This is a genomic window from Bacteroides muris (ex Afrizal et al. 2022) (assembly GCF_004793475.1).
GTDB classification, from domain to species: domain Bacteria; phylum Bacteroidota; class Bacteroidia; order Bacteroidales; family Bacteroidaceae; genus Bacteroides; species Bacteroides muris.
Map to the genome: position 1 here is coordinate 1 of NZ_SRYZ01000019.1, position 19839 is coordinate 19839.

Sequence of the window (19839 nt, forward strand, 5' to 3'; positions counted from 1 at the left end):
GATAGGGGGAGTCGGGGTCTCTGTCCGCCAGCATCCTTACCATCTGCATGGCTTCTGGTGTGAGTGACACGGTCAGCGCCCGTCCCGTCTTCCTTCGCCTATAAGAGAGGGTGTTTCCCTGCAAGTCCCTCTTGTGCAAATAGGCCAGGTCCACAAAGGGTATTCCCCTGAGCATGAACATGAGTACGAAGAAAATCCTTGTTTTCTGCCGTGTGTTTGGGAGTTTTCCTCCTTGCAGGCTCTTTTCCGTTTCCCTTACCAGGCAGCCGATATCCGCTGTTTCCAGTGCTTTCTTCCTGTCCGCCCTTGTGCCGGTGTACACATGCTCAAACAGTCTGGGTACATACCGCACCATCTTTCTGTCCACCGCCCGGTTGAAAACCGAGCGTATCGCCTTGATGTAGGTTGACACGGTGTTCCAGCTGCAGTTCCTCTGCCTGAGGAAGTTTTCGAATCTCTTCAGCACGGTGGGGCTCAGCCTGCGCATGGGCATGGGTTGTCCCTTGTTGAATGCCGAGAATGCATTTACTGCCGATTGGTAGATGTGTGCCGTCCCCCATCTGCCGCCTTCCCGGAGTTCACCGATGACCAAGGAGAACATCTCCTGTAAGGTAATTTCATTTCTGCTCATTTCCAATTTATTTATAAAAGGTTTATCCTGCAATATAAATAAATTGAGAGTAAGTGCAAAGGCATTGTTCTGAAATCTGCGAAACGGGAATGATGTCGTATCCGGCAGCTTATTTGTTGGCTAATGTCTGTTTAGTGGCTGATATGAGTATCCTGGAAGAACCGCTTGTTATCATTCAAGCTGCAGGTGGCGTCTACTCCGGCTTGTTGCAGGTGTCCGGCAATCTCATTCAGCTTCTTCCTCGAAACCCTTCCGATATAGAACAGACGGTAACGGTAATCGTTATCCAACAATTCCATGACGTGCGTGAAATTCTGTTCGCGGGCAAAGTCGAAGTTTACTTTTCTCAGGTTCTGATACGGATAGCGGATGGTCCTGCCTACGCTGTGTATGATGAGGTCATCATTGTCCAGCGTCAGGTAGCAGAAGCGGGTCATCAGCATGCTGATGAAAAAAAGACTTAATGCAAATGAAATGATAGCCGGGATGAACCCCCACCATACGTTGCCACTGATGGAATAATATCCCAATATAAGGAACATAAGGAATAAGACAAAGAACCAGAACATATAGAGTGACGGACGCCGGTATGTTTCTGTGGGAATCTCTGCGACTGCCCGTTCCCTTGGTGAATAGTTGTCGAAGGGGATTTCTTGAGAGACCAGATAGCGGATGACCGAGGAAGGGTGACGGAAAGGAGGCAGATAGATTGCTTTTTCTTTCCCATCCTTTAGATGTAAAGTCAGTATGCCCGGACCGTATTTGTCTTTTGCAACCAGGTTGCTTTTGCGGGGAATCTGGTGGTAACGCTTCATGAAACTGAAACTCTTGATTTGGTGCAGTCCGATGTGCTGGCTTTGCAGCAGTAGTTCGGCTCTTTTCTGTTCTTTACTGGTCACTTCCATAGTTCTTATTTTTTAAGTTCGGGATAACTGATGCGGGTATGGTATATGGTCTTCAGCTTCTCCTTGAATACGTTTTTCACGGTGGCAATATCTTTGAAGGTGATGGGACATTCCTTGAAATAGCCTTCTGCCACTTGCGAATCGATAATCTTGTCTACCAGGTTGCTGATGCTCTCTTCCGTATATTCGGGCAGACTGCGTGAAGCGGCTTCCACCGAGTCGGCCATCATCAGGATAGCCTGCTCTTTGGTGAACGGGTTGGGACCGGGGTAGGTGAATGCCTCCTCGTTAGGGTCTTCACCGGGGTGTTCGTTTTTCCAGGAGATATAGAAATACTTCGTTTTCCCACGGCCATGGTGAGTGGTGATGAAATCCTTGATTACTTTGGGGAGATTGTTCTTCTCGGCCAGTTTCAGTCCGTCCGTCACATGGCTGATGACGACCAGGGCACTTTGCTCATAGCCCAAATTCTTGTGCGGGTTGACTCTGCCTGACTGGTTCTCGGTGAAGAACACCGGGTTCTCCATCTTGCCGATGTCATGATACAGTGCTCCTGTACGTACCAGCTGGCTTTTGGCTCCGATACGGTTGGCTGCTTCCGCCGCAAGGTTGGCAACCTGCATGGAATGCTGGAAGGTACCGGGAACGGTCTCGGACATGCGGCGCAACAGGCTGTTGTTGATGTTGGACAATTCCACCAGGGTGACATTGGAGGTAAAGCCGAACGTTTTTTCCACTAGGAAGAGCAAGGGATAAGTGAACAGCAGCAGTACTCCGTTGATGACGAAATAGGTGTACATGCTTCCGTTGATTTTTGTCAAGTCGTTTTCTGTAATCAGTTCGAAGGCAAAATAAACAGCGGCATAGGTCAGTATGACAAGAATGGCTGTCCGGAAGAGTTGTGAACGTTGCGAGAGTTCTCTCAGACTGAAGATGGCAACCAGCCCCGCCGAGAGTTGTAGAAGAATGAATTCATGCGGATAGCGCAGGCAGATGGAGCATATCAGGATGGTAGTGACTTGTGCGATGAAAGCTGTGCGCGAGTCGAGGAACACCCGGATAATGACCGGCAGCATGGCATACGGAATGATATATACATTATATATATTGTTGGCAACCATTACGGCTGTTACTATACAATAGAACATGATGGAGGCGAAGAGCAGGGCAAGGTTTCCTCTGCGCTTATAATAATCCTTACGGAACAAGTCGAGATAGTGCATGAAACACAGAATGAAGATACTGACATATAAGACTTGTCCTGCCAACATCAGCCGTTTCTGTCCGATGGATTCGCTACGCTTGATGGATTCTTTTCTCAGACTCTCAAGTATGTTGTATGTTTCTTGGTTGATGATTTCGCCGCGGTCGATTATTTTTTGGCCGCTAAGTACGATACCGTTGGCCCATGAGTAATTGTCGAGCATCTCTTTCTTGGCCGTTTCAGTTCGCTCCTCATCGTAGGTCAGGTTGGGAAACAGATACTCGTTCAGTGAACATTGCCGCAGAATGTCCGGACGGTAGTGCGCGGTATCGGCTGTAAGTATATAGTTGTAGGCATCTTTTACGGAATAGATTTTGTCCATATTTTGCTGGCTTGCCATTTTATCATTGATAATCATGATAGCTGAAGTGCTGTCTTTATGCAGTTGCGCCAGCCTCTCGGTAGAAACGATGCCAGTGTGATATACTTCGGACAGTTTCCTTTCCAGGAAGCGGACGTAATCGGTAGATGGAAGCAGGCTGTGCAGATGAGCTTGATAATTACTTCTCAGTTTGCCAATCACACTCTTTTCGATGCTTTTGTCCAGCTGGAAATATGGTTGGAAGGAGGCAAGGATACTGTCTTGCTCATGCTTCACCACTTCGTCGGCCTTGTAGATGGGAAAGTCGAATGTGGCCATGAGCTGGCCGTACTTCCACGGTTTATCCAGGTCGAACTGGTAATTGAACTTGCCGTCGCGCGGCAGGAAATAAACAATGACTCCCACAGTGCCGATGAATATCAGTGCTCTGTATAACAAATCTCTGAGCGAGAACTCTCTTTTGGTATTGGAATAGCCCATATCAACTGAAATTTTTGCGAAAAGTACAAAAAAAAACATTAGTGTGGAAAAAAAGGTTTAATTTTGCCATCTAAAATATTTATAAGTAAGGTAGATTATGACAGAAAGAAAGGTCAGAGTCCGTTTTGCCCCGAGTCCAACGGGGGCGTTGCACATCGGCGGTGTGCGTACAGCTTTATACAATTATCTCTTTGCGCGTCAGCATGGAGGAGATTTGATATTTCGTATTGAAGATACTGATTCCAATCGGTTTGTGCCGGGCGCAGAAGAATATATCCTGGAGTCTTTCAAGTGGTTGGGCATCCCGTTTGACGAGGGCGTGAGTTTCGGTGGAGACCATGGTCCATACCGTCAGTCGGAACGTCGGGAAATATACAAGAAGTATGTTCAGGTTCTGCTGGAGGCCGGAAAAGCCTATATCGCTTTCGATACTCCTGAAGAGCTGGAAGCAAAGCGTGCGGAGATTGCGAACTTCCAGTACGATGCTTCTACCCGCATGCAGATGCGCAATTCGCTGACCCTTCCCAAAGAAGAGGTGGACGCGCTGATTGCTGCCGGCAAGCAGTACGTGGTGCGTTTCAAGATAGAGCCGAACGAGGATGTGCATGTGAACGACCTGATTCGTGGGGAAGTAGTGATAAACTCTTCCATTCTTGATGACAAGGTTCTTTATAAATCGGCAGATGAACTTCCTACTTACCATCTGGCCAATATTGTGGACGACCATTTGATGGAGGTGTCCCATGTGATACGCGGTGAGGAATGGTTGCCTTCGGCACCGCTGCATGTATTGCTCTACCGTGCCTTTGGGTGGGAGGATACCATGCCAGCCTTTGCCCATCTGCCCTTGTTGCTGAAGCCCGAGGGCAACGGCAAATTGAGTAAGCGTGACGGAGATCGCCTGGGCTTCCCGGTTTTCCCGTTGGAGTGGCATGACCCCAAGTCGGGAGATGTCTCCTCAGGCTACCGCGAATCTGGTTATCTGCCCGAAGCAGTCATTAATTTCCTGGCTCTGCTGGGCTGGAATCCGGGTAATGACCAGGAGCTGATGTCTATGGATGAATTGGTGAAATTGTTCGACTTGAGCCATTGCAGCAAGTCGGGTGCCAAATTCGACTATAAGAAAGGTATCTGGTTCAACCATGAGTATATCATGATGAAACCGGATGCGGAGATAGCTTGTCTTTTCAGACCGGTGCTGGAATCCAACGGCATAGACGCCTCCAACTATAGTGACGAGTTCCTAACGAAAGTGGTTTCATTGGTGAAGGGACGCGTCAACTTCGTAAAGGAACTGTGGGACCAGACCCGTTTCTTCTTCGTAGCCCCCACGGAATATGCGACAAAGGATGTGAAGAAACGTTGGTCGGAAGATACTCCGCGCATCATGACTGAATTGATGGATGTGTTGCGCGGCATCGGGGATTTCTCCACCAAGGCTTCCGAAGATATTGTGATTGGTTGGATTACCGAGCGTGGCTATCACATGGGAAATGTGATGAATGCCTTCCGCTTGTCAGTGGTGGGCGAATGTAAAGGCCCGCACATGTTCGACATTACCGAGCTGATTGGCAAGGAAGAAACGTTGGCCCGCATACAGCGTGCTGTTGATGCTTTAAAGTGAATAAATCTTCTTCATTCTTAATCCATATAGTATGCTATATGACTTGGCAATAGCCATCTACGATATTCTGGTGCATCTGGCAGCTCCATTTAGCCGTAAGCCCCGAAAGATGATGAAGGGACACTGGGTGGTCTATGAACTTCTCAGGCAGCAGTTGGAGAAGGACGTGCGCTATATCTGGTTCCATGCCGCTTCTTTGGGGGAGTTCGAGCAGGGACGGCCGTTGATTGAGAAAATCCGTGCCAAATATCCGGATTACGGTATTCTGCTGACTTTCTTCTCACCGTCGGGCTATGAGGTCCGCAAGAATTACAGGGGGGCAGACGTCGTCTGTTATCTGCCTTTCGACAAGCCCCGCAATGTGAAGAAGTTTCTGGATATCGTGAATCCCTGTATGGCATTCTTCATCAAGTACGAGTTCTGGAAGAACTATCTGGACGAACTGCACAAGCGCCGTATTCCGGTGTACAGCATTTCCTCCATTTTCCGCCGCGGACAAGTATTCTTCAAGTGGTATGGCGGTACCTACAGACATGTGCTGCGTGACTTCGACCACTTGTTTGTGCAGAATGAACGCTCCAAACGCTATCTGGCGAAAATAGGCATCGGTCGTGTCACGGTGGTGGGCGATACTCGTTTTGACCGTGTGCTGCAGATTCGTGAGGAAGCTAAACATCTGCCTTTGGTGGAGCTTTTCAAGAACAACACGATGACTTTCGTGGCAGGAAGCTCCTGGCAGCCGGACGAGGATTTGTTTATTGAATACTTCAACCAGCATCCGGAGGTGAAGTTGATTATAGCTCCGCACGTCATCGACGAGAACCATCTGGTAGAGATTATCCGTAAACTGAAACGCCCCTACGTGCGCTATACCCGTGCCGACGAGAAGAATGTCCGTAAGGCCGACTGCCTGATTATCGACTGCTTCGGGCTGCTCTCCTCCATCTACCGCTATGGTGAGATTGCCTATATCGGAGGTGGTTTCGGGGTGGGAATCCACAATACCCTTGAGGCTGCGGTTTATGGCATTCCGGTGATTTTCGGACCGAAGTATCAGAAATTTCAGGAGGCCATCCAGTTGTTGGAGGCAAAAGGCGCTTTCTCGGTGAAGGATTATGAGGAACTGAAAACGTTGCTCGACCGTATGTTGGCAGATGAAGTCTTCTTGCGCGAATCAGGCATGAATGCGAGCAATTATGTGACCAGTAATGCCGGTGCAACGGATAAGATAATGAGTATGATAAACTTTTAGAAAAGTAAAGAGTGATAAAAGTGATAGGGCGATAGAGGTGATGGAATGGCATCCCTCTATCGCCCTGCTTTTGGGAGGCGCCTTGCCTCCCTTTATTTGTACCAGTCGGAATACATCAGATAGTTGTGTGCAATCTTCAGGTTCAGCTCCTTGGCCTGTTCCGGAGCCACTTTCTTGATGAACTTGGCGGGGACTCCTCCCCAAATGCTTCCCGGTTCGATGATCGTATTGCTCAATACTAGGGAACCTGCAGCGACAATGGCTCCTTCGCCCACTACTGCGTGGTCAAGGATGGTGGAGCCCATCCCTATCAAAGCATAGTCCTTGATGGTAGCTCCGTGGATGGTCACATTGTGCCCCACGGACACATGGTCGCCTATCTCTATGGTCGATTTCTCGTACAAGGTGTGGAGCACGCTTCCATCCTGGATGTTTACTCCGTTCCCTATGCGGATTGAGTTTACGTCGCCCCGCAGCACGGTGCTGAACCAGATGCTGCAGTCCCGTCCCGTCTTTACGTCGCCAATGACAACAGCATTGTCCGCCAGGAAACAATTCTCTCCGATTTCGGGAGTGAATCCTCTTACTGATTTTATTAATGCCATTTTTTTAGTGATTAGTGGTTAGCTTGCTGCATGCTTCCTTCAGCCATTCCCGTTCTTCTTCGTTCAGGCTTGGCGAAAGTCTTTCGTATACATGCCGGTGATAGTTGTCCAGCCATGCCGTTTCTTCTGCCGTCAGCATCTCTTTGATGATACCTTTTTTGCAGATGGGGCAGAGGGTGATGGTCTCGAATTTCAGGTAATTGCCGAACATGCCTTCACCATCCTTTACGGTCAGCACCAGGTTTTCCGTGCGTATTCCATGGCTTCCGGCTTTATAGACGCCCGGCTCGTTGGAAGTAACCATTCCGGGCTGTAAGGTTATCGGATTCTCGTTCATGCGGATGCTTTGCGGTCCTTCGTGCACATTGAGGAAATGGCCTACGCCGTGTCCCGTACCATGCAGGAAGTTCATGTGGTGCTGCCATATCGGCATGCGGGCCAGCACATCCAGTTGCGCTCCTCGCGTACCTTCCGGAAAGACGGCCATGGCGAGATTGATATGTCCTTTCAGTATCAGGGTGTAGTCCGTCTTCTCTTCTTCGGTCAGTTCTCCCAGCGCGATGGTGCGGGTGATGTCGGTGGTGCCATCCAGGTATTGCGCACCCGAGTCCAGCAGTAGGAATCCCTTGGGTTTCAACGGTACGTCCGTTTCCGGAGTGGCCTCGTAGTGAACGATGGCTCCGTGCTCCTTGTATCCGGCAATGGTATCGAAGCTTTCTCCCATATAGAGTGGCTGCGCGGCACGGAATTCGTGAAGTTTCCTGTCTGCGCTGATTTCCGTTTCGTTGCCTGCGGGAACAGCCTCCTCCAGCCATTTCAGGAACTTCACCAGTGCCACCCCGTCGCGTTGCATGGCCGCATGGATGCCGTCTATTTCCCGTTCGTTGCGGATTGCTTTCGACAGGGCGACGGGAGAGGCGCCTTCGATAATCCGGCAGTCGGGGCAGATGGCCGAGTAGGTGGCATAATTTGTTTTGGCTGGATTCAGCAAGATGCTTTGCGCCTTTATGTTGTGGAGGAATTGCTTTATCTCCCCATAATTATGTATAGATACTCCGGCTTCTGTCAGATGGTCAGCGAGTTCTTTCGTGACTTTCCGAGGTTCGACGAAGAAGCAGGCGTCATGCTCTCCGACTATCAGGTAGCTCACCACTACCGGATTGCAATGTACGTCGTTGCCACGGATGTTCAGCGTCCAGGCTATTTCGTCCAGCGAGGAAATCAGCAAGGCTTCGGCATTCGTCTCCTTCATTTTCAGCCGGATAGAATTCAGTTTCTCCCGACAAGTCTTTCCGGCATATTTCAGGTCATGAATAAAGGCGGGACTTTCCGGCCTTTCCGGCCTGTCCGGCCATATCGGGCTCATCGGGTCGGAGATATTCTTCACGGATATGCCGTTCTTATGAAGTTGCTTTTCCAGTTGCAGCACTTCTTCCACGGAGAATACCTGGCCGTCTATGCCTACCGTATCTCCCGGTTTCAGTGTGTCGCTCAGAAAAGTGGGGATGCAGGGAGTTTCCGGCAGCATTTCTTTGTAGAGTTCTATGCCGGTTCCCTCCAACTGCCGGGCGGCTTGCAGAAAGTAACGGGAATCGGTCCATAGTCCGGCTTTATTGCAGGTGACGACTACGGTTCCGGCCGAACCAGTGAAGCCCGAAATCCACTCTCTCGCTTTCCAATGGGGGGCGACGTATTCGCTCATGTGGGCATCTGTGCTGGGAATGATGAAGGCGGCTATGCCCTCTTTGCCGAATGTAGCCCGTAAGGCGTTGATTCTTTCTTTGATGATCTTCTTGTCCATATCTTGATTCTTGATTTAGAGTACCCGATAGGTATTTGTTATGTCATATCTTCCCCAAAGTTACAGCTTTTCTTCCAATAAATGGGTGGCCTCGCCCGGTTTTCTTATACTTTACTCTTCTTCTTGCCACACGCTTGTAAAGAAGCGGTTTCAGTCTGGAAGCAGGCCGTATACAGTCCGTCAGACAGCCTGCTTCAGCCTATGGTAAAGATTTATCTTCAGCCTGAAGATATAAATCTTTACCGTGAAGATTTACATCTTCACCTTGAATACATACATCTTCAACCTGAAGATAACCTTTCCTCATAGGCTGAAACAGACTCATTCCCTGTGGCAGGCCGTCTTGCGAGCAGAGAGAGAGCCTCCGATGAAGGGAGTGTGGGGCCTGAGGGCGATATGTTCAAACCGCAGCCTGGAGGACTTGTGGCTTTTCGGCCTGATCGGACGGCTCTTCCATTGAAGGAAGTTGTCAGAATCCAGAAAGAATTATCCCCCTTCGGGCTCAGGAGTCTGAATCCGATAGCTCTGTTAATGCTGAGCGATACTATCGCCACAAACTCCCGATAGCTCCCTAAAATGAAAGAAGCCTGGCCTGAATTGTGGTTTTTTTGGCAGAAAGTTTTGTAAATAAAGAAAGTATGTGTAATTTTGCCGCTCAATTTAATCGTGAGATTTTTTTAACCAATAACATTTAATTAAAACAAAATGATTGTAGTACCTGTAAAAGAAGGCGAAAACATTGAAAAAGCGCTGAAGAAATTCAAAAGAAAGTTTGAAAAAACTGGCACAGTTAAGGAGTTGAGACGCAGACAACAGTTTGATAAACCGTCTGTAACTAAAAGACTTAAAAAAGAACGCGCAGTTTACGTTCAACAACTTCAGCAAGTAGAAGATTAATAATTCGTAAATTCCTTTGAATTATTGAATTCTTTTTCATAAATTCGTTGCATGATTTAGATATGTAGCGATATGTTGTTGACAGATTCTTTTCTTGACTACCTTCTGTACGAACGGAATTATTCCAGAGGTACGGTCGAGTACTATCGGGCAGATATTCTTGAACTGCAGAAGTTTGGAGAAGAAATGTTGGGGAACTTTGCTCCGTCGGATGTAGATGCGGGACTTGTTCGTGAATGGATTGCTTCCTTGATGGACAAGGGACTTGCCTCTAATACGATAAACCGGAAGCTGAGTTCTGTCCGGGCATACTATAAATACCTTCTGAGGAAAGGCGAGATTGCGGTAGACCCGTTGCGGAAAGTGACGGGACCCAAGAAGAAAAAGCCGCTTCCGGTATTCCTGAGAGAAGGCGAGATGGATAGGTTGCTGGACGATATGGACTTTGGTGAAGGTTTTGAAGGGTGTCGCGACCGTATGATTATTGAAATGTTTTATGCCACCGGCATGCGACTTTCAGAATTGATAGGGCTGGATGACAAGGATGTCGATTTTTCGGCTTCTCTCGTTAAAGTGACGGGAAAGCGGAATAAGCAACGTCTTATACCTTTCGATGAGGAGCTGGGGTGCTCGATGCGGGAATATGTCAATGTGCGGAATGAAGCTGTTCCGGTTCGCTCGGATGCTTTTTTTGTCCGGAAGAACGGAAAGAGGCTTTACCGCAGTATCGTAGCATGCCTTGTGAAACGAAACCTTTCGAAGGTAGTGACCGTAAAAAAACGAAGTCCCCACGTGCTGAGGCACACCTTTGCAACGGCTATGCTGAACAATGGTGCTGATTTGGGCTCGATAAAAGAACTCCTCGGGCACGAGAGTCTGGCGACGACGGAAATATATACGCATACTACTTTCGAGGAACTTAAAAAAGTGTATAATCAGGCTCATCCCCGGGCCTAAAGTAAAAAGGAGGTAAGTATGGAAGTAAGAATTCAATCGATTCACTTTGATGCGTCAGAGCAATTGCAATCTTTCATTCAAAAGAAAGCTGCTAAGTTGGAGAAATTTTACGACGATATAAAGAAAGTAGAGGTGTCATTAAAGGTGGTGAAACCGGAAGCAGCCGAAAATAAAGAAGCCGGAGTGAAAGTAATGGTTCCCAATGGCGAGTTTTATGCAAACAAGGTCTGTGATACGTTTGAAGAAGCCGTGGATTTATGTCTGGAAGCTTTGGAAAAACAGCTGGTTAAGTACAAGGAAAAACAACGAAACAAATAATTTTCCGCTAAAATTTTGCGGGTAAAAAATAAATGCCTAAATTTGCAGCCGTTTCGCTCACGTAATGAATGTTACGGTTGCATTTTTTTTTGAGCTTGCCTCTTTAGCTCAGTTGGCCAGAGCACGTGATTTGTAATCTCGGGGTCGTTGGTTCGAATCCGACAAGAGGCTCGCTTAGGAGATAGAGTTGAATGATTTCTTCTCTTCATGGAGTGAAGGCGATATGAAAACGGAAGATTGTCCGGATAAAGTCGCTCTGTGATGATTCAGTTAAGGAAAAAAGAGTTCTTTTATAATCTAGGGGCAAATACCAGAGTGGCCAAATGGGGCAGACTGTAAATCTGCTGGCTTACGCCTTCGGTGGTTCGAATCCATCTTTGCCCACAACTCTTATTCTTCTTGCTGTTATAGCTCAGCGGTAGAGCACTTCCTTGGTAAGGAAGAGGTCCCGGGTTCAAGTCCCGGTAACAGCTCACAATGATGTAAAAGCTGATTATTAATCAAATAAATAACAAGTAAAGCTATGGCTAAAGAGAAATTCGAACGTACCAAACCGCACGTAAACATTGGTACAATTGGTCACGTTGACCACGGTAAAACCACGTTGACAGCTGCTATCACTACAGTGTTGGCAAAAAAAGGTCTTTCTGAGTTGCGCTCTTTCGATTCAATCGATAACGCTCCTGAAGAAAAGGAAAGAGGTATCACTATCAATACTTCTCACGTAGAGTATGAAACAGCTAACCGTCACTACGCTCACGTAGACTGTCCGGGTCACGCTGACTACGTAAAGAACATGGTAACTGGTGCTGCTCAGATGGACGGTGCTATCATCGTAGTTGCTGCTACTGATGGTCCGATGCCTCAGACTCGTGAACACATCTTGCTGGCTCGTCAGGTAAACGTTCCGAGATTGGTTGTATTCATGAACAAGTGCGACATGGTAGACGATGCTGAAATGTTGGAGCTCGTTGAAATGGAAATGCGCGAACTGCTTTCAGCTTACGAATTCGACGGTGACAACACTCCGTTCATCCAAGGTTCTGCTCTTGGTGCATTGAATGGTGTTGAGAAGTGGGAAGAAAAAGTTATGGAGCTGATGGAAGCTTGCGATACTTGGATTCCTCTGCCTCCGCGTGACATTGATAAACCGTTCTTGATGCCGGTTGAAGATGTATTCTCAATCACTGGTCGTGGTACTGTAGCTACTGGTCGTATCGAAGCTGGTGTTATTCATGTAGGTGACGAAGTTGAAATCCTCGGTTTGGGTGAAGACAAGAAGTCTGTTGTAACAGGCGTTGAAATGTTCCGTAAATTGCTGGATCAGGGTGAAGCCGGTGATAACGTAGGTTTGCTGCTCCGCGGTATCGACAAGAACGAAATCAAACGTGGTATGGTTCTTTGTAAGCCGGGTCAGATTAAGCCTCACTCTAAGTTCAAAGCTTCTATCTACGTTTTGAAGAAAGAAGAAGGTGGTCGTCACACTCCGTTCCATAACAAATATCGTCCTCAGTTCTATCTGCGTACTATGGACTGTACAGGTGAAATCTCTCTTCCGGAAGGAACTGAAATGGTAATGCCTGGTGATAACGTAGAAATTACTGTAGAACTGATTTACCCGGTAGCATTGAACGTAGGTCTGCGTTTCGCTATCCGCGAAGGTGGTCGTACGGTAGGATCTGGTCAGATTACTGAAATTCTTGACTAATCACCAATATAATCTTAATCAGTTCCCGGTGTTTATCGGGAACTGATTATGTTCAAACGGGAGTAGCTCAGTTGGTAGAGCACCGGTCTCCAAAACCGGGTGTCGGGAGTTCGAGCCTCTCCTCCCGTGCTAATATTTTTGAAATGAAGAAGATTGTAGCTTATTTAAAAGAAACTTACGACGAACTTGTTCATAAAGTGTCGTGGCCTACGTATTCTGAACTTACTAACAGTGCAGTAGTTGTTTTATATGCTTCCCTACTAATTGCAGTGGTAGTATTCGCGATGGACTTCTGTTTTCAGCATCTGATGGAATTTGTTTATCCACATTAAACGTAAGAAGAAATGTCTGAGATTGAAAAGAAATGGTACGTTCTGCGTGCTATTAGCGGAAAAGAAGCTAAGGTAAAGGAATACCTTGAAGCTGATATCAAAAACAGCGACCTTGGTGATTACGTATCTCAGGTATTGATTCCTACCGAAAAGGTATATCAGGTTCGCAATGGTAAGAAAATTGTGAAAGAGAGAAGTTATCTTCCTGGTTACGTTTTGGTGGAGGCTGCTCTGGTGGGTGAGGTTGCTCACCATCTGAGAAATATTCCTAATGTGATAGGGTTCTTGGGTGGTTCGGACAAACCCGTACCTCTGAGACAGTCGGAAGTGAATCGTATACTTGGTACGGTCGACGAATTGCAGGAATCAGGTGAAGACTTGAATATCCCGTATGTGGTCGGCGAGACTGTAAAAGTGAATTACGGTCCGTTCAGTGGATTCAGTGGAATCATTGAAGAAGTGAACACCGAGAAGAAGAAACTGAAGGTCATGGTCAAGATATTCGGACGGAAGACTCCGCTCGAATTGGGCTTTATGCAAGTTGAAAAAGAATAGTGCAGGTGTTACGCTGTAGTATTCTTCATTAATATTTATACATATAAATCAATTAGAAAATGGCTAAAGAAGTTGCTGGATTAATCAAATTACAGATTAAAGGAGGCGCGGCAAATCCATCACCCCCAGTAGGACCTGCATTGGGTTCCAAGGGTATCAATATCATGGAGTTTTGCAAGCAATTCAACGCCAGAACCCAAGACAAAGCAGGAAAGATTCTTCCTGTGATTATCACTTACTACGCAGACAAGTCTTTCGATTTTGTAATCAAGACTCCTCCCGTGGCTATCCAGTTGTTGGAAGTGACGAAGCAAAAGAGTGGTTCTGCTGAGCCTAACCGTAAGAAGGTTGCCGAGATTACTTGGGAACAAGTTCGTACGATTGCTCAGGACAAAATGGTTGACTTGAACTGTTTCACTGTGGAAGCTGCCATGAAAATGGTTGCCGGTACAGCTAGAAGTATGGGTATCGCTGTAAAAGGGGAGTTCCCGGTTAATAATTAATAAACTTCAATTAGAATGGGTAAACTGACAAAAAATCAAAAGTTGGCTGCAGAAAAAATTGAAGCAGGGAAAGCATACTCTCTCAAGGAAGCTGCTCAGTTGGTAAAAGAAATCACTTATACCAAGTTTGACGCTTCTCTGGATATTGACGTACGTTTGGGCGTTGACCCGCGTAAGGCCAACCAGATGGTGAGAGGTGTTGTATCACTTCCTCACGGTACTGGTAAGGTTGTACGCGTTTTGGTGCTTTGTACACCAGATGCTGAAGTTGCTGCAAAAGAAGCCGGAGCTGACTATGTTGGTCTTGACGAATATATTGAAAAGATCAAAGGTGGATGGACTGATATTGATGTGATTATCACTATGCCGTCTATCATGGGTAAAATTGGTGCACTCGGTCGTGTGCTCGGTCCTCGTGGATTGATGCCTAACCCAAAGAGTGGCACTGTAACTATGGATGTTGCTAAAGCTGTAAGAGAAGTAAAACAAGGCAAAATCGACTTCAAGGTTGACAAGAGTGGTATTGTTCATACTTCTATCGGTAAAGTTTCATTTAGTGCTGAGCAAATTCGTGACAATGCGAAAGAATTCATCTCTACTTTGAATAAATTGAAACCGACTGCAGCCAAGGGTACATATATTAAGAGTATTTATCTTTCTAGCACGATGAGTGCGGGCATCAAGATTGACCCGAAAACAGTAGAAGAAATCTAATAAAACGGAGTAATAATGAGAAAGGAAGATAAAAGTACGATTATTGAGCAGATTGCTGCTACAGTGAAGGAATACGGTCACTTCTATTTGGTGGATACCACTGCCATGAATGCTGCTACAACCAGCATGTTGAGAAGAGAATGTTTCAAGGCTGACATCAAATTGATGGTAGTTAAGAATACATTGCTTCACAAGGCATTGGAGAGCCTGGAAGAAGACTTTTCTCCGCTTTATGGTTCTCTGAAAGGTACAACTGCCGTAATGTTCAGCAACGTTGCTAACGCTCCGGCCAAGTTGATTAAAGATAAGGCTAAGAACGGTATTCCCGGACTGAAGGCTGCGTATGCGGAAGAAAGCTTCTATGTTGGTGCTGACCAGTTGGATGCTCTCGTAAGTATCAAGAGCAAGAATGAAGTTATTGCCGATATTGTTGCATTGCTGCAGTCACCGGCCAAGAATGTTATTTCTGCTCTGCAATCAGGTGGTAACACCCTCCACGGAGTTCTTAAGACTCTTGGTGAACGTCCCGAAGCGTAAATTTCGGAAAAAGAATTATATCAATTTATTTAGTATTTAAACAATTAAAAATCATACAAAAATGGCAGATTTGAAAGCTTTTGCAGAACAATTAGTTAACTTGACAGTAAAAGAAGTTAATGAACTTGCAACAATCCTGAAAGAAGAATATGGTATTGAACCTGCTGCTGCAGCTGTAGCTGTTGCTGCTGGTCCTGCAGCCGGTGGTGCTGCTGCCGCAGAAGAAAAGACTTCTTTCGACGTAGTATTGAAGAGCGCTGGCTCAGCTAAACTTCAGGTAGTTAAAGCCGTTAAGGAAGCTTGCGGTCTTGGCTTGAAGGAAGCTAAGGACATGGTAGACGGTGCTCCTAGCGTAGTAAAAGAAGGTTTGGCTAAGGACGAAGCAGAATCATTGAAGAAAACATTGGAAGAAGCTGGAGCTGAAGTTGAACTTAAATAACATTAGCCTGTAAATCAGGTAATTCGGTTAGGAACCCTTAGTGAAAAGGGTTCTTAACCTTTTTGTGTATATATTTAAAATTAAGTTCTACAAATCCATTAACAGATGTCTTCAAATACTGTAAATCAAAGAGTTAATTTTGCTTCGACTAAGAATCCGCTTGAATATCCGGATTTTCTGGAAGTACAATTGAAGTCATTCAAAGACTTTCTACAACTGGACACTCCACCCGAGAAGCGTAAGAACGAGGGACTGTATAAAGTATTTGCTGAAAACTTCCCCATTGCCGATACAAGAAATAATTTTGTTCTTGAGTTTTTGGACTACTATATTGATCCGCCGCGCTATACCATTGATGAATGTATAGAGCGAGGGCTTACATATAGCGTGCCTTTGAAGGCAAAATTGAAATTATATTGTACCGACCCTGACCATGAGGATTTTGACACGGTCATTCAAGACGTGTTCCTCGGCCCTATTCCTTACATGACGGATAAAGCCACATTCGTCATCAACGGTGCGGAACGTGTGGTTGTATCCCAGCTTCACCGTTCACCGGGCGTATTCTTCGGACAGAGCGTACATGCCAACGGTACCAAGTTGTACTCAGCCCGTATCATCCCGTTCAAGGGTTCGTGGATTGAGTTTGCCACCGACATTAACAATGTCATGTATGCGTACATTGACCGTAAGAAGAAATTGCCGGTTACCACTTTGCTGAGAGCCATCGGTTTTGAGAATGACAAGGACATTCTCGAGATTTTTAATTTGGCGGAAGACGTGAAGGTGAACAAGACGAGTCTCAAGAAGATGGTGGGACGTAAGTTGGCCGCACGTGTGTTGAAAACATGGATTGAGGATTTTGTAGACGAAGATACCGGTGAGGTTGTTTCCATCGAGCGTAACGAAGTCGTTATCGACCGTGAAACAGTAATCGAGCCGGAGCATGTTGACATTATATTAGAGTCGGGAGTTCAGAATATCCTCGTACACAAGGAAGAGCCGAACCAGTCTGACTATTCTATTATATATAATACTCTGCAGAAGGACCCGAGTAACTCGGAAAAAGAAGCTGTACTCTACATCTATCGCCAGTTGCGTAATGCAGACCCTGCTGATGATGCCAGTGCACGCGAGGTTATCAATAACTTGTTCTTCTCAGAAAAGAGATATGACCTGGGTGATGTAGGTCGTTATCGTATCAACAGAAAGTTGAACTTGACGACAGATATGGACGTGCGTGTCCTTACCAAGGAAGATATTATCGAAATCATCAAATATCTCATCGAGTTGATTAACTCGAAAGCAGACGTGGACGATATCGACCACTTGAGCAACCGTCGTGTGCGTACAGTGGGCGAGCAGTTGTCCAATCAGTTTGCTATCGGTCTGGCACGTATGTCGCGTACTATCCGCGAGCGTATGAACGTCCGTGACAATGAAGTCTTTACTCCGATTGACTTGATTAACGCCAAAACAATCTCTTCTGTTATCAATTCATTCTTCGGAACGAATGCTTTGTCACAGTTCATGGACCAGACCAATCCGCTGGCCGAGATTACCCATAAGCGCCGTATGTCTGCCTTAGGACCTGGCGGTCTGTCACGTGAGCGTGCTGGTTTCGAGGTTCGTGACGTACACTATACTCACTACGGACGTCTTTGTCCTATCGAGACCCCTGAAGGCCCGAACATCGGTTTGATTTCTTCACTCTGTGTGTTTGCGAAAATCAACGAGCTCGGCTTCATTGAAACTCCATACCGTAAAGTGACAGAGGGTAAGGTTGATCTTTCTGACGAAGGTCTGGTTTACCTCACTGCTGAAGAAGAGGAAGCCAAGATTATTGCTCAGGGCAATGCTCCTTTGAATGATGATGGTACTTTTGTACGTGATAAGGTAAAATCCCGTCAGGATGCTGACTATCCGGTGGTTTCTCCTGCCGAGGTGGAATTGATGGACGTATCTCCCCAGCAGATTGCTTCTATTGCGGCTTCTTTGATTCCGTTCTTGGAACATGATGATGCCAACCGTGCATTGATGGGATCAAACATGATGCGCCAGGCTGTTCCTTTGTTGAAGAGCGAAGCTCCGATTGTAGGTACCGGTATCGAGCGTCAGCTGGCATGCGACTCTCGTACGCAGATTACTGCTGAAGGTGACGGTGTGGTTGAATTCGTGGATGCAACGACTATTCGTATTCTGTACGACCGTACGGAGGAGGAAGAGTTCGTAAGCTTCGAGCCTGCTTTGAAAGAATATAATATCCCGAAGTGGCGCCGCACTAACCAGAACATGACGATTGACCTCCGCCCAATTTGCGAGAAGGGGCAGCGTGTTACTGCAGGTCAAATCTTGACCGAAGGTTATTCAACAGAAGACGGAGAGCTTGCACTGGGTAAGAACCTGCTGGTTGCATACATGCCGTGGAAAGGTTATAACTATGAGGATGCTATCGTACTGAACGAACGTGTGGTTCGTGAGGACCTTCTGACTTCCGTGCACGTGGAAGAATATTCTTTGGAAGTTCGCGAAACGAAGCGTGGTATGGAAGAGCTGACCTCTGACATCCCCAACGTAAGTGAGGAAGCTACCAAGGATCTTGACGAAAACGGTATTGTTCGTGTGGGTGCCCGTATCGAGCCGGGCGATATTCTTATCGGTAAGATTACTCCGAAAGGTGAGTCGGATCCTTCTCCGGAAGAGAAGTTGCTCCGTGCTATTTTTGGTGATAAGGCCGGTGATGTGAAGGATGCCTCCCTGAAGGCTTCTCCTTCTTTAAAGGGTGTCGTTATCGGTAAGCGCCTGTTCTCTCGTGTTGTCAAGACACGCAGTTCCAAACTGGCTGATAAGGCTTTGTTGCCGAAGATTGATGATGAGTTCGACGCTAAGATTAATGACCTTAAAAAAGTGTTGATAAACAAGCTGTTGAAGCTTACAGAAAACTATACATCGGAAGGTGTGAAAGATTATATGGGTGCCGACATTATTTCCAAAGGCGCCAGATTCTCTGCCTCCGATTTCAGTGATTTGGACTTCACTGCTGTTCAGTTGAGCAGTTGGACGAAGGATGAACATACCAACGAACTGATTCGTGCATTGGTGATGAACTTCATCAAGAAGTACAAGGAACTCGATGCTGAATTGAAACGCAAGAAGTTTGCCATCACTATCGGTGACGAGTTGCCGGCAGGTATCATCCAGATGGCCAAGGTATACATTGCAAAGAAACGTAAGATTGGTGTTGGTGACAAGATGGCCGGTCGTCACGGTAACAAGGGTATCGTTTCCCGTGTGGTACGTCAGGAAGACATGCCGTTCCTTGCTGACGGTACTCCGGTAGACATTGTACTGAATCCGTTGGGTGTGCCTTCACGTATGAACATTGGTCAGATATTCGAGGCTGTTCTCGGTCGTGCAGGAAAGAACTTGGGCGTGAAGTTTGCAACTCCTATCTTTGACGGTGCATCTTTGGACGATTTGAACGAATGGACCGACAAGGCCGGCCTGCCTCGCTACGGCAAGACAACGCTGTATGATGGTGGTACCGGTGAAGCATTCGAGCAGCAGGCTACGGTAGGTGTGACCTACATGCTGAAGCTCGGTCACATGGTTGAAGACAAGATGCACGCACGTTCCATCGGCCCATACTCACTCATTACGCAACAGCCGTTGGGTGGTAAGGCACAGTTCGGTGGTCAGCGTTTTGGAGAAATGGAGGTTTGGGCACTTGAAGCTTTCGGTGCCGCACACATTCTGCAGGAAATCTTGACTATCAAGTCTGATGACGTTGTTGGGCGTTCCAAGGCTTATGAAGCAATTGTGAAGGGTGAGCCGATGCCTGCTCCGGGTATCCCCGAGTCACTGAACGTATTGCTACACGAGTTGAGAGGTTTGGGCTTGAGCATCAACTTAGAATAATGGATAATTGATAATTGAGAATGGGTAATGTAAGTTCCCATTCTCAATTATCGGTTTTCAGTTTTTCATTTTCAATT

At 46.7% G+C, this 19839-nt stretch carries 19 protein-coding genes and 4 tRNA genes; 18 read left to right on the plus strand and 5 right to left on the minus strand.

Annotated features, from left to right (window positions below):
• From E5355_RS09800 to E5355_RS09810, 3 genes are all read right to left on the minus strand, one after another.
• A partial coding sequence (locus tag E5355_RS09800; RefSeq protein WP_136010225.1) for a site-specific integrase occupies positions 1-631 on the minus strand: 631 nt, incomplete at its 3' end.
• A 131-nt stretch (positions 632-762) separates the two neighbouring features.
• Positions 763-1536, minus strand: coding sequence for a hypothetical protein (locus E5355_RS09805; RefSeq protein WP_136010226.1), 774 nt, complete (start codon positions 1534-1536; stop codon positions 763-765).
• A 5-nt stretch (positions 1537-1541) separates the two neighbouring features.
• Complete coding sequence (locus E5355_RS09810) at positions 1542-3602, minus strand: HD family phosphohydrolase (protein ID WP_136010227.1); 2061 nt, start codon at positions 3600-3602, stop codon at positions 1542-1544.
• A gap of 97 nt (positions 3603-3699) precedes the next feature.
• Between E5355_RS09810 and gltX the strand changes: the two genes are divergently transcribed.
• Together gltX and E5355_RS09820 are read left to right on the plus strand one after the other, a co-directional pair.
• Entirely contained in the window at positions 3700-5226 is a 1527-nt protein-coding gene (gene gltX / locus E5355_RS09815; RefSeq protein WP_136010228.1) for a glutamate--tRNA ligase, read from the plus strand.
• Positions 5227-5257: 31 nt separating this feature from the next.
• Positions 5258-6478 (plus strand): 3-deoxy-D-manno-octulosonic acid transferase, encoded by a 1221-nt coding sequence (locus tag E5355_RS09820; protein ID WP_136010229.1) that lies wholly within the window; start codon positions 5258-5260, stop codon positions 6476-6478.
• A gap of 92 nt (positions 6479-6570) precedes the next feature.
• Here the strand turns inward: E5355_RS09820 and E5355_RS09825 are convergent, their stop codons facing one another.
• Positions 6571-7083, minus strand: coding sequence for a gamma carbonic anhydrase family protein (locus E5355_RS09825; protein ID WP_136010230.1), 513 nt, complete (start codon positions 7081-7083; stop codon positions 6571-6573).
• Positions 7084-7087: 4 nt separating this feature from the next.
• Positions 7088-8884, minus strand: coding sequence for an aminopeptidase P family protein (locus tag E5355_RS09830; protein ID WP_136010231.1), 1797 nt, complete (start codon positions 8882-8884; stop codon positions 7088-7090).
• Positions 8885-9128: 244 nt separating this feature from the next.
• Here E5355_RS09830 and E5355_RS09835 point away from each other — a divergent pair, with 244 nt between their 5' ends.
• The 16 genes from E5355_RS09835 to rpoB all read left to right on the plus strand — a co-directional run bounded on the left by E5355_RS09835 (position 9129) and on the right by rpoB (position 19762).
• Complete coding sequence (locus E5355_RS09835) at positions 9129-9344, plus strand: hypothetical protein (RefSeq protein WP_136010232.1); 216 nt, start codon at positions 9129-9131, stop codon at positions 9342-9344.
• A gap of 245 nt (positions 9345-9589) precedes the next feature.
• On the plus strand, positions 9590-9781 hold the full coding sequence (rpsU, locus tag E5355_RS09840; protein ID WP_005825735.1) for a 30S ribosomal protein S21: 192 nt from the start codon (positions 9590-9592) through the stop codon (positions 9779-9781).
• A 72-nt stretch (positions 9782-9853) separates the two neighbouring features.
• Positions 9854-10738, plus strand: coding sequence for a tyrosine recombinase XerC (locus tag E5355_RS09845; RefSeq protein WP_136010233.1), 885 nt, complete (start codon positions 9854-9856; stop codon positions 10736-10738).
• An 18-nt stretch (positions 10739-10756) separates the two neighbouring features.
• Complete coding sequence (gene hpf / locus E5355_RS09850) at positions 10757-11056, plus strand: ribosome hibernation-promoting factor, HPF/YfiA family (protein ID WP_136010234.1); 300 nt, start codon at positions 10757-10759, stop codon at positions 11054-11056.
• Positions 11057-11153: 97 nt separating this feature from the next.
• Positions 11154-11227: transfer RNA gene (locus tag E5355_RS09855), tRNA-Thr, on the plus strand.
• A 130-nt stretch (positions 11228-11357) separates the two neighbouring features.
• A tRNA-Tyr gene (locus E5355_RS09860) sits at positions 11358-11440 on the plus strand.
• Positions 11441-11457: 17 nt separating this feature from the next.
• Positions 11458-11529 (plus strand) — tRNA-Thr (locus E5355_RS09865).
• 50 nt (positions 11530-11579) lie between these two features.
• Entirely contained in the window at positions 11580-12764 is a 1185-nt protein-coding gene (gene tuf / locus E5355_RS09870) for an elongation factor Tu (RefSeq protein ID WP_136010235.1), read from the plus strand.
• A 56-nt stretch (positions 12765-12820) separates the two neighbouring features.
• Positions 12821-12893: transfer RNA gene (locus E5355_RS09875), tRNA-Trp, on the plus strand.
• Between the two features lie 14 nt (positions 12894-12907).
• Complete coding sequence (gene secE / locus E5355_RS20340) at positions 12908-13096, plus strand: preprotein translocase subunit SecE (protein ID WP_136010236.1); 189 nt, start codon at positions 12908-12910, stop codon at positions 13094-13096.
• Positions 13097-13108: 12 nt separating this feature from the next.
• A complete protein-coding gene (gene nusG / locus E5355_RS09885; protein WP_136010237.1) occupies positions 13109-13651 on the plus strand; it encodes a transcription termination/antitermination protein NusG in 543 nt (180 codons plus the stop codon).
• Positions 13652-13710: 59 nt separating this feature from the next.
• A complete protein-coding gene (gene rplK, locus E5355_RS09890) occupies positions 13711-14154 on the plus strand; it encodes a 50S ribosomal protein L11 (protein ID WP_005825722.1) in 444 nt (147 codons plus the stop codon).
• A 15-nt stretch (positions 14155-14169) separates the two neighbouring features.
• Entirely contained in the window at positions 14170-14868 is a 699-nt protein-coding gene (gene rplA / locus E5355_RS09895; RefSeq protein WP_136010238.1) for a 50S ribosomal protein L1, read from the plus strand.
• A gap of 15 nt (positions 14869-14883) precedes the next feature.
• Positions 14884-15405, plus strand: a complete 522-nt coding sequence (gene rplJ, locus E5355_RS09900; protein WP_005825719.1) for a 50S ribosomal protein L10 — start codon at positions 14884-14886, stop codon at positions 15403-15405.
• A 61-nt stretch (positions 15406-15466) separates the two neighbouring features.
• On the plus strand, positions 15467-15844 hold the full coding sequence (gene rplL, locus E5355_RS09905) for a 50S ribosomal protein L7/L12 (protein WP_004291279.1): 378 nt from the start codon (positions 15467-15469) through the stop codon (positions 15842-15844).
• A gap of 105 nt (positions 15845-15949) precedes the next feature.
• Positions 15950-19762: a DNA-directed RNA polymerase subunit beta gene (rpoB, locus tag E5355_RS09910; protein WP_136010239.1), complete on the plus strand. Its 3813-nt coding sequence runs from the start codon at positions 15950-15952 to the stop codon at positions 19760-19762.
• Positions 19763-19839 lie beyond the last annotated feature (77 nt).

Bases quoted from the DNA above. Each gene is read 5' to 3' on its own strand.
- rplJ (WP_005825719.1), top strand. From the start codon at position 14,884: ATGAGAAAGGAAGATAAAAGTACGATTATTGAGCAGATTGCTGCTACA.
- E5355_RS09820 (WP_136010229.1), top strand. From the start codon at position 5,258: ATGCTATATGACTTGGCAATAGCCATCTACGATATTCTGGTGCATCTG.
- rplK (WP_005825722.1), top strand. From the start codon at position 13,711: ATGGCTAAAGAAGTTGCTGGATTAATCAAATTACAGATTAAAGGAGGC.
- E5355_RS09805 (WP_136010226.1), bottom strand. From the start codon at position 1,536: ATGGAAGTGACCAGTAAAGAACAGAAAAGAGCCGAACTACTGCTGCAA.
- rpsU (WP_005825735.1), top strand. From the start codon at position 9,590: ATGATTGTAGTACCTGTAAAAGAAGGCGAAAACATTGAAAAAGCGCTG.
- gltX (WP_136010228.1), top strand. From the start codon at position 3,700: ATGACAGAAAGAAAGGTCAGAGTCCGTTTTGCCCCGAGTCCAACGGGG.
- nusG (WP_136010237.1), top strand. From the start codon at position 13,109: ATGTCTGAGATTGAAAAGAAATGGTACGTTCTGCGTGCTATTAGCGGA.
- rplL (WP_004291279.1), top strand. From the start codon at position 15,467: ATGGCAGATTTGAAAGCTTTTGCAGAACAATTAGTTAACTTGACAGTA.
- E5355_RS09845 (WP_136010233.1), top strand. From the start codon at position 9,854: ATGTTGTTGACAGATTCTTTTCTTGACTACCTTCTGTACGAACGGAAT.
- tuf (WP_136010235.1), top strand. From the start codon at position 11,580: ATGGCTAAAGAGAAATTCGAACGTACCAAACCGCACGTAAACATTGGT.
- E5355_RS09830 (WP_136010231.1), bottom strand. From the start codon at position 8,884: ATGGACAAGAAGATCATCAAAGAAAGAATCAACGCCTTACGGGCTACA.
- rplA (WP_136010238.1), top strand. From the start codon at position 14,170: ATGGGTAAACTGACAAAAAATCAAAAGTTGGCTGCAGAAAAAATTGAA.
- E5355_RS09825 (WP_136010230.1), bottom strand. From the start codon at position 7,083: ATGGCATTAATAAAATCAGTAAGAGGATTCACTCCCGAAATCGGAGAG.
- rpoB (WP_136010239.1), top strand. From the start codon at position 15,950: ATGTCTTCAAATACTGTAAATCAAAGAGTTAATTTTGCTTCGACTAAG.
- E5355_RS09810 (WP_136010227.1), bottom strand. From the start codon at position 3,602: ATGGGCTATTCCAATACCAAAAGAGAGTTCTCGCTCAGAGATTTGTTA.
- secE (WP_136010236.1), top strand. From the start codon at position 12,908: ATGAAGAAGATTGTAGCTTATTTAAAAGAAACTTACGACGAACTTGTT.
- hpf (WP_136010234.1), top strand. From the start codon at position 10,757: ATGGAAGTAAGAATTCAATCGATTCACTTTGATGCGTCAGAGCAATTG.